This is a genomic window from Streptosporangium sp. G12 (assembly GCF_052983175.1).
Genome location: NZ_JBRIQO010000006.1, coordinates 337628 through 346524, shown reverse-complemented (window position 1 = coordinate 346524; position 8897 = coordinate 337628). Strand labels below are relative to the sequence as shown.

Annotated in this window: 9 protein-coding genes; 4 read left to right on the top strand and 5 right to left on the bottom strand. The window is 73.3% G+C overall.

Features of this window, described 5'->3' with window-relative positions; translation table 11 throughout:
• Positions 1 to 179: 179 nt before the first annotated feature.
• Positions 180 to 1352 carry a macrolide family glycosyltransferase gene (locus tag ACVCAG_RS12340; protein ID WP_440083488.1) on the bottom strand — a complete coding sequence of 391 codons (1173 nt, stop codon included), beginning with the start codon at positions 1350 to 1352 and terminating at the stop codon, positions 180 to 182.
• Between the two features lie 41 nt (positions 1353 to 1393).
• On the opposite strand from ACVCAG_RS12340, the gene ACVCAG_RS12335 reads away from it, so the two are divergent.
• Positions 1394 to 2002, top strand: coding sequence for a TetR family transcriptional regulator C-terminal domain-containing protein (locus ACVCAG_RS12335; protein WP_440083487.1), 609 nt, complete (start codon positions 1394 to 1396; stop codon positions 2000 to 2002).
• Positions 2003 to 2051: 49 nt separating this feature from the next.
• Here the strand turns inward: ACVCAG_RS12335 and ACVCAG_RS12330 are convergent, their stop codons facing one another.
• Positions 2052 to 2978, bottom strand: a complete 927-nt coding sequence (locus ACVCAG_RS12330) for a methyltransferase domain-containing protein (protein WP_440083486.1) — start codon at positions 2976 to 2978, stop codon at positions 2052 to 2054.
• Positions 2979 to 3398: 420 nt separating this feature from the next.
• Between ACVCAG_RS12330 and trpB the strand changes: the two genes are divergently transcribed.
• The 3 genes from trpB to ACVCAG_RS12315 are packed head-to-tail and all read left to right on the top strand — an operon-like array spanning position 3399 to position 6126.
• Complete coding sequence (trpB, locus tag ACVCAG_RS12325; protein WP_440083485.1) at positions 3399 to 4601, top strand: tryptophan synthase subunit beta; 1203 nt, start codon at positions 3399 to 3401, stop codon at positions 4599 to 4601.
• Complete coding sequence (trpA, locus tag ACVCAG_RS12320; RefSeq protein ID WP_440083484.1) at positions 4598 to 5383, top strand: tryptophan synthase subunit alpha; 786 nt, start codon at positions 4598 to 4600, stop codon at positions 5381 to 5383. The genes trpB and trpA overlap by 4 nt, the downstream gene beginning before the upstream one ends.
• The gene (locus ACVCAG_RS12315) at positions 5380 to 6126 is read left to right on the top strand and encodes a UTRA domain-containing protein (protein ID WP_440083483.1); all 747 of its coding nucleotides are present in this window, start codon (positions 5380 to 5382) and stop codon (positions 6124 to 6126) included. The genes trpA and ACVCAG_RS12315 overlap by 4 nt, the downstream gene beginning before the upstream one ends.
• Before the next feature lie 7 nt (positions 6127 to 6133).
• On the opposite strand, the gene ACVCAG_RS12310 is transcribed toward ACVCAG_RS12315, so the two are convergent.
• The 3 genes from ACVCAG_RS12310 to ACVCAG_RS12300 all read right to left on the bottom strand — a co-directional run bounded on the left by ACVCAG_RS12310 (position 6134) and on the right by ACVCAG_RS12300 (position 8897).
• Positions 6134 to 6802: a TetR/AcrR family transcriptional regulator C-terminal ligand-binding domain-containing protein gene (locus ACVCAG_RS12310; protein WP_440083482.1), complete on the bottom strand. Its 669-nt coding sequence runs from the start codon at positions 6800 to 6802 to the stop codon at positions 6134 to 6136.
• Positions 6803 to 6902: 100 nt separating this feature from the next.
• Positions 6903 to 7613, bottom strand: coding sequence for a sulfotransferase (locus tag ACVCAG_RS12305; RefSeq protein WP_440083481.1), 711 nt, complete (start codon positions 7611 to 7613; stop codon positions 6903 to 6905).
• Positions 7614 to 7700: 87 nt separating this feature from the next.
• Positions 7701 to 8897: an insulinase family protein gene (locus ACVCAG_RS12300; protein WP_440083480.1), complete on the bottom strand. Its 1197-nt coding sequence runs from the start codon at positions 8895 to 8897 to the stop codon at positions 7701 to 7703.

The window sequence follows — 8897 nt, the reverse complement described above, 5'->3', positions numbered from 1 at the left end:
GCCGAGGGTGACGGTGGGAAAATCGACGAGCAGGTCACGAGCACGCATGAGGGCCCTTCCGGGATCGGCGACAGAACTACCGACCAGACTTCCCGGCGCACCTTCGACGGACCTTATCAATGATCGCCGATCCGGGAGAGATCCACGCCCTGCCGGGCTCGACGGTTCGCGGGGTCACGTCACCGGCGGCCGAGGACCTTCTCCACCGCGTCGGCCGCCGCCGGAGCCCCGCCCGCGGCGGCCATCTCCCGCCGCATCCACGCCAGCCGCTCGCGAACGTGCTCGTCGCCGGCCACGTCCTCCACGGCCCGCCACAGCGCGTCGGGGGTGACCTCGCCCGGCGGCAGCACCGTGCCGAGGCCCAGTGCGGCGATGCGGTCGGCGTTGGCCTGCTGCTCGGCCATCTGCGGCACCGCCACCATCGGCACCCCGAAGTGCAGGCTCTCCATCGTGCCGCCCATCCCGGCGTGCGTGACGAACGCCCGCGCGTGGCGCAGCACGGCCGGCTGCGGCGCGTGCCGGTGCACCTCAACGTTGGGCGGCACCGGTCCCAGCGTCCTCGGGTCCACCTCGCCCACGGCCAGCACGACCTGCCAGGGCCGATCCGCCGCCGCGCGCAGCACGGTGCGGTAGAAGTCGGGCCGGTCGTTGTAGGCGGTGCCCAGTGAGACCAGCGCCACCGGGAGATCACCGGAGGGGTCCCAGCCGCCCTGGTAGGCGCGCTCGGCGATGCCCGGGCCGACGAAGGCGTACCGGTCGGTGAAGGTCTCGCCGGCGTACTGGAAGGCACGCGGCAGCATCACCAGCCTGAGCGCGGCCTCGTCGCCCCGCATGAACGCCTGCATGTCGCGGAACCCCTCCGCCCGCAGGAAGCGGTCCAGCCGGACGGCCATGAGCAGGAAGCGCGGGCTCAGCGGGTTGAACTTCGTGTACTCGGTGGCCATCGACCAGTGCTCGTTGCTGACCAGGTTGGGCCAGGTCTCCACCGCGGGCACCTGCCATCGCCGGGCCAGGACCCGGCCCCACCAGCCCATCGGCCCGTCGTGGACCACCAGGTCGGGGGGCGGGCCCCCGCTCACCTGCGGGAGCATCGCCCTTGTCTCCTCGAGCAGCAGGCCCATGGCGCGGGCGAGCCCCTTGCCGTGCATCTGCGGCGCCTCGATGTCGTCGCGGCCCTCCCAGGTGGAGGTGACCGGGACGATCTCGGCGCCGGTCTCGGCGACGCGCTCGGCGTATGCCGCCGTGGTGGCGTAGGTGACCCGGTGGCCGCGCCGTACGAGCTCGGCGGCGAGACCCAGCGTGGGGTTGACGTGTCCGGAGGCGGCGGGGGCGAAGAACGCAACGGTTGCCATACCGGTGTATTATAATGCGTACGTATGGAAAAGGGGAGGGCATGCCGAAGCAGGTCGATCACGACGAACGGCGCCGGCACATCGCCGAGGCCGTGCTGCGCATCGCGGGCCGCCACGGGCTGGACCGCGCCACGCTGCGCGACATCGCCGTCGAGGCGGGCATCTCGCTCGGGGCCGTGCAGCACTACTTCCGCAGCAAGGACGAGCTGCTCCGGCACGTGATCGACTACACGGGCGAGCAGGTCACCGCGCGGATCGTGGCCGGACTCGGCGACACCGGCGACACCGGCGGCACCGTCTCCGAGCGGGCCGTCCTGCGGGTGATGGTCACCGAGATGCTGCCGCTGGACGCCCGCCGCCGGGCCGAACGCCGCGTCGTCCAGGCGTTCGGCGTCCGCGCCGCGGACGCCCCCCACCTGGCGGAGCCCCTGCGGGAGGGGTACCACTGGCTGCACGACCGGGTCGCCGAACTGATCGGCCAGGCCCAGCGGGCCGGCGAGCTGCGGCCCGAGCTGGACGCCGAACGCGAGTCGATCGCGCTGCTCGCCATGATCGAGGGCCTGGCCTTCGACATCCTGCTCGGCGTGCGCGATCCCGGCCAGGCCATGGCGAGTGTGCATTACCACCTGGACCGGCTGACGGTCCGATAGGTCTCCCGGCCGGGCGGTGGGTGTCGGTGCCCACCGGGACGGGTGAGGATCAGGTAGCGCGGTCCGGCCGGCCGGCGGGGTGAGCGGAGCGTCCCTGTCGTCGTGCCGCCCACACGGTGCGTTCGGTGCGCACCGTCAGGTCGTCCCTGCGCAGGATGCCGTGGGGGTCGTCGATGTCGAGCAACCGGTCGAGAGCGGCGAGGTCCTCGGCGTGGAGCGACCCGGCGACGCCGGCGCGCACGCGCCGCAGGCCGTTCAGCGCGTAGCGGCCGACCGCCTCGGAGCGCGGCGGCTCCAGGTTCACGGTGATCGTGCGTTCGCCCTCGACGGTGAAGCCGGCGGCGGCCAGCCGGGGGCCCCAGTCGGCGCCGCGGTGCGGCATCTGCTCGGCATGACGGTCGGCGAGCGCCGCGTGGCAGCGTTCCTCGAGACCGGGCCGGTCCTTCGGGGCGTCTTCCGGCAGGAACCGCGGGAAGCCGGACAGTTCGACGACGGCGAGCAGTCCGCCCGGCGCGAGCGCGTCGTGCACCTGGCGCAGGGTGCGGTCGGGATCGGCCATGTGATGCAACGAGGCCGACGCCCAGACCAGTTCGGGCGCGCCGAGCTCGGGCCACGCCCCGTCGAGGTCGGCCTGCACGGTGCGGATCCGGCCGGCCAGGCCCTGCGACGCCGCCTTGTCGCGCAGGCGGCCCAGGTGGTGGGGCGAGGCGTCGACGGCGATCACCTCGGCCTCGGGGAAGCGCCCCAGCAGCGCGAAGGTGCCCGCCCCGGTACCGGACCCCAGATCCACGATCCGCCGGGGGGCGGCCGCGACGGGCAGCCAGGCGACGATGGACGCGATGTGGTCGGCGAGCACTTCGGCGTCCAGGTCGAGCAGCTGGGCCATCTCGCCCTCGGTGTCGTGCTCCCGTCCGTGCTGGTGATCGGACCGGGCGTCGTGGTGGTGGTGCGCCGTGTGCGGGGCTGTGGGTGTCATGGCGACCACGCTAGGAGCCTCATGCGCCGCAGGCGTGCAATCTTGCCGACAAGGCAAGACGATGGCCTGCCGGGCCGCGTGGCGCGCAAGCGGCGTGATGGGCTGGTCTCGAACGCGAGCCCTCCGGTGGGAGGAGGGGAGCGGCCGTCGGGCACCGATCACCGCGGTGTGCGGCTCGCCTCGGAGGTGTCCTCGCGAATCTGGTGACCGCGGCGGGCCTCGCGGTCGAAGATTCCGAGGACTTCGGCCGGACCGCCGACGGCGGGAGTCTCCACAGCTCCGGGGCGGGCTCGCTGGACTTTCCGCGATTGCCGCCGGTTTCGCCGGGATCCGGGGTTTGCCGATCGGCGGCCCTGGGCTACTGTTCTAGAACTGAGACGGCTGTTCTAGAACAGTAGAGGGAAGGCGATCATGGGCGAGATGTCCCGGTCCGATCGGCAGGGCGTCACGGTGCCCGCCCGCGCGATGAGCGACCCCGGCGCCACCGGCCGGTTCGGAACCTACGGCGGGCGGTACGTGCCGGAGTCGCTGGTCCCGGCCTGCCACGAGATCGAGGCGGCCTTCCGCGAGGCCTGGAGCGACCCCGAGTTCCGCGGCAGGCTCGACACCCTGCTCACGGTCTACGCGGGGCGTCCCACTCCGCTGACCCCCGCCTGGCGGCTGTCCCGCGAGCTCGGCATCACCTTGCTCCTCAAACGCGAGGATCTCGCGCACACCGGCTCACACAAGATCAACAATGTGATCGGCCAGGCGCTGCTCGCTCACCGGATGGGCAGGAAACGGGTGCTGGCCGAGACCGGCGCGGGCCAGCACGGCGTCGCCACGGCCACCGCCGCGGCGCTCCTGGGCCTCGAGGCGACCGTGTTCATGGGCGAGCGCGACATCGAACGGCAGGAGCTCAACGTTCTGCGGATGAACGCGCTGGGCGCGAAGGTCGTGCCGGTCACGACCGGGAGCCGCACCCTCAAGGACGCCTGCAACGAGGCGATGCGGCACTGGGTGTCGTCGGTGGACGACTCCTACTACTGCGTCGGGTCGGTGATGGGCCCGCATCCCTATCCGTGGATGGTGCGCGAGTTCCAGCGGGTGATCGGCGAGGAGGCCCGCGCCCAGTGCGCCGCCGAGCTCCCCGTCGGCGTGCCCGACTACGTGGTCGCCTGCGTCGGCGGCGGCTCCAACGCCGCGGGCACGTTCGCCGGCTTCGTCGACACCACCGCCCGGCTCGTCGGGGTCGAGGCCGAGGGCGGCGCGGCGGCGACCTTCGGCAGGGCCGGGGTGCTGCACGGCTTCCGCTCGCTGGTCCTCCAGGACGAGGACGGCCAGGTGACGGAGGCCCACTCGGTCGCGGCCGGCCTCGACTATCCGGGGATCGGCCCCGAGCACGCCCATCTACGCGACGGGGGGCGCGCCCGCTACGAGACCGTGAACGACGAGGAGGTCCTCCAGGCGCTGCTGTGCCTGGCCCGCACCGAGGGGATCCTGGCCGCGCTGGAGTCCTCGCACGCCGTGGCCTGGGTGATCCGGGCCGCCAGGTCCGGCGAGATCGCGCCGGGGTCGACCGTGATGCTGACTCTCTCCGGCAGGGGAGACAAGGACATCGCCTCCCTCAAGGAGCTGCTGTGAGCGAGTCCCTGGAAGAGTTCCTGGTCGCGCGCCGCGGCACGGGGCGTCCCCTGCTGGTGCCCTATGTCACCGCCGGGGTCGCCCCCGGGTGGGCGGACGTCGTCCACGCCTACGCCGACGCCGGAGCCGACGCCGTCGAGCTGGGCTTCCCCTTCTCCGATCCCATGCTGGACGGCGTCACGATCCAGGAGGCCTCCGACCGGGCGATCGCGGCCGGGACCACGGTCAGGGGGATCCTCGAGAAGGTCGCGACGCTCGACGTCGACGTGCCGCTCATCGCGATGACCTACAGCAATCTGGTGGTGCAGCAGAGCGCCGCGCGGTTCTGCGCGGCGCTCACCGCGAGCGGGCTGCGCGGGCTGATCGTGCCCGACTCGCCGCTGGAGGAGGTCGGGGAGCTGGCCGACGCCGCGGCGGCCGAGGGCCTGGACCTCGCGCTGCTCGCCGCTCCGTCCTCCTCCCGGGCCAGGCTGCGCGAGATCGCCGAACGCAGCCGGGGCTTCGTCTACGCCCTGACCCGCATGGGCACCACCGGCGAGCGCGGCGAGGTTCCCGAGCGGGCCGCCCGGCTCGGCCGCGAGCTCAAGGGACTCACCGACCGGCCGGTCCTGTTCGGCTTCGGGGTCTCCAACCCGGCGCAGGCCGCCGAGCTGGCGGGTCATGCCGACGGCGTCGTGGTGGCTTCGGCGCTGATGCGCAGGCTCCTCGACGGCGCCCGGCCAGGCGAGCTGGGAGAATACGTGGCGAGCATTCGACGCGCACTCGACCAGGGAGCCCGATGAGCAGTACGCCCCGCTACCGCGCCATCGCCGACGACCTGACCCAAAAGATCAGGTCGGGCCACTACCGCGCGGGCGAGGCGTTGCCCGCGCAGCGTGAGCTCAGCGCCTTCTACGGCGTGACGATGATGACGCTGCGGCAGGCGTTGCAGGTCCTCAGCGGCGAGGGCCTGATCGTCCAGCGGGCCGGCCGCGGCACCTACGTGACGCCGGCCAGCGCGGAATACCCCCTCGACACGCTGCGCAGTCTCGGCGACGATCTGCGCAGGCAGGGCTACCCCCTGCGCACCGAGGTGCTCTCGGCCGCGATCCGGCAGGCCCCGCGCTCGCTCACCCGGCTGCTGGGCGACTCACCGTCCGGCCCTCGGGTCCTGCGGCTGGCACGCGTACGGCACCTGCTGGGCCGGCCCGCCGTCCACCAGATCTCCTGGGTCGCCGAGCCGCACGCCTCGGCGATCAAGGGGACCGATTTCACCGAGACCCCGCTGTACACCGCGCTCGCCGGCGCCGGCGCGCGCGTGCACCGGGCGACCGAACGGATCAGGCCGGCCCTGCTCACCGCCCCGGTCGCGGCGCGGCTGCGGCATCCGGCGGGCAGCCCGGTCTTCGTCAGCGAGCGGGCGACCTATGACGACCAGGGCGCCCTGGTCGTCATGGACCACGCCACGATCCTCGGCGAGTGGATGGAGATCAGGGCCGAGCGCAAGGCCACCGACCTGTCGCTGCACTGGGTCTCCCAGCGCTGACCGTTCCCTAGCGCCGGTTTTCCCGCCCGTCCTCCTCGGCGGAGGAGGAGGAGGAGGGCGACGTGGAGGCGGCGATGCCGCCCAGCAGGTTGGCGACCAGGGCCTCGGCGAACTCCTCGGTCAGCGGCCGGTCGGGGATGAGAAGCCGGTGGTAGCAGGCGCCCCACAGCTGGTCGACGACCACCTCGGGATCCAGGCCCGGCCGCAGCTGACCGCGCCGCCCGGCCTTTTCCAGGGCCTGCACGGCCAGAGCCCGGCGCGGGCCCGAGTAGTGCTCGCGGTAGACCGCCGCCAGATCGGGATCGGTCTGGGCCTGGCCGATGAGCTGCGGCACGACGGTCCCGGCCCGGGTGTCGCGCATCAGGCGTACGAACGCCTTCAGCTGCGCGGTGAGATCGGCGGCGATGTCGCCGCTGTCGGGAAAGGCCAGGACGGGGCCGACCACGCCGAAGTAGCCCTCCAGGGCCAACGCCCCCTTGGAGGGCCACCACTTGTGCAGCGTGACCCGGCTCGCGCCCGCCAGGGCGGCGACCTTCTCGACGGTGAAACCGGCCATGCCCTCGGCCAGCAGGAGCTCACCGGCCGCCCGCAGGACCTCCCGGCGCACCTGGTCGGCCGGGCGGCGCCCACGCCCGCGCCGGGCGGGCGGGCTGAGGGGCGGGCTGGGGTGCGTCACGGTCCACCTCCCGGGAAGCGCGCACGCGGCGCGACCACATATATGTACAGAGTGTATACATTTTTGCGGGGATTCGCCCGCGAGCACCGGTGATCGGCGATCAGCCCTCACCCGGCCCCGAGCGGACCTGACCGCTTCGCCGCAGCAGCATGGCGGCGAGGTTCGCCCGGGCGTTCCTGTCGAAGTCCGCGCTGTCGTTGACCTGAGGAAACGGCCCCTCGGGCACCGCCACCCCGAGGAATCCGCACAGCGGCTCCCAGCCCTGACCGACCTCGAACCGCAACAGCCTGCCGGGCGGGATCGCCGCCACGACGTTGTCGATGTGCGCCTGGAAGGTCCTCAGCAGCTCCGCGGGGTCCTCCCAGCGTCCGCCGAAAACCCGCTCCTCGACGGTGAGCCTGGTCATCTTCGTGAACGCGGCGAAGTCGGTGCCCAGCAGCGAGGAGAGCCCGCGCATCGCCCTGCCGCCGAGCCCGCGCTCGCGCCGGCGCTGCTTGAAGACGGTGGCGTTCATGCTGGCCAGCCAGCACTGCGGATCCCGCACGGTGAGCACGACCTTGGCCTCGGGAAAGTGCCCGGCGAGCTCACGCCAGTAGGCGGCCGAGGGCCAGTCCACGCACGAGTGGTACCCCCGCAGCAGGTCCTCCCAGCTCACCGGCCGTCCCTCGGCCAGGGCGAGCCACCGGCGGATCTGCTCCGGCCGCTCGATCACCTCCTTCATGTGGTGACACGGCCCGTACCCCAGCTGCTCCAGGGCCGTCTTGAGCGAGAGCGTTCCCGTACGGCCGAAACCTGCCCCGATGATGCGCATGATCTTTGCCATTCCCCCCGGACACCGCGCGGCGGCTACCGGGGCAATGTCTCATCATCGTCGAAGGCCGGCGAGAAGCCCCGCCGCTCACAGGGACGGGGGGCAGGCGAGTGTGCCGGGGTCGGCGGCGACCAGGCCGGAGAAGCGCCCGGGCGCGAAGAAGTCCTTCGCCGCCGCCACCACGTCGCCGGAGGGCACGGCCGCCAGGCGGCGGGGGAAGTCGAGCAGCCACAGCGGGTCCCTGCCCTTGGCCGCCATGTCGGCGAGGGCGGAGGCGAAGGCCGCGCGCGGGGCCAGGCGGGTGGCCATGGAACCGAGCGCGTAGGCCCGGGCGGAGTCGATCTCCCGCTCGGTGGGAGGGTGGGTCCGCATCCGGCGCAGCTCGGCGGCCAGCACCTCGAGCGCGGCGCCGGTGGTGGCCGCCGCCGTGTCGGCCTCGATGGCCAGCAGCGCGCTGCCGGGGTGGGTGTCGAAGAAGGTCGTGACGCCGTACACGTAGCCCTTGTCCTCGCGCAGGCTTCTCGACAGCCGGGAGGACAGGTAGCCGCCCAGCACGTTGAGGGCCAGAAAGAGGGCCGGATAGCGCGGGTGCTCGACCGTCACCGCCTGCGCGCGCAGGCGGACGCGCGACTGCGGCGCGCCGGGCCGCGGCAGCAGCGCGAGCCGGCCGCCCTCGATCTCGGGCAGCGGCGGCAGCGGCGGCAGGGACGCAGCGGGGCGCGACGCCGCCGGCCAGCCGGCGAGCGCCTCGCCGACGGCGTCGGCCAGGCTCCCGGGGTCGTCGCGGCCCAGGATCACCAGGACGGCGCCGGAGGGGTCCAAGGGCCGTCGCGGCCACCGCCCGACGTCCTGCTCGCTCACCTGGAAGGCCACCGGGTGATCGCCGAACAGGTGCCGCGCCAGCTCGTGCCTGACCGTGATGTCGTGGTGGGCGCCCACCATCTTCAGCTGGGCGATCAGCTGCCCGCGCGCCGGCTCCACCTCGGCCTCGCCGGGCAGCGCCCGCACCACCCGCGCCAGCGCCGCCGCCAGCGGTCGCGGCTCGGGGCCGTGGGCGGTGACGGTCATCTGGTGGACGTCGGCCGCCGCGCCGAGCTCCACGTCGGGCTCGACGTCGGACTCCATGTCCTCGCGCTGCGACAGGAAGGCCGCCAGCAGCATGGACGAGGCCAGGTCGCCCCGGGCCGGGCAGGGCCGGGGCAGGTGCAGGCGCGCCTCGACCAGGGGGGTGGCGCCGTGGCGCAGGGCCAGCACCCGCAGGCCGTTGGCGAGCGTACGATCCAC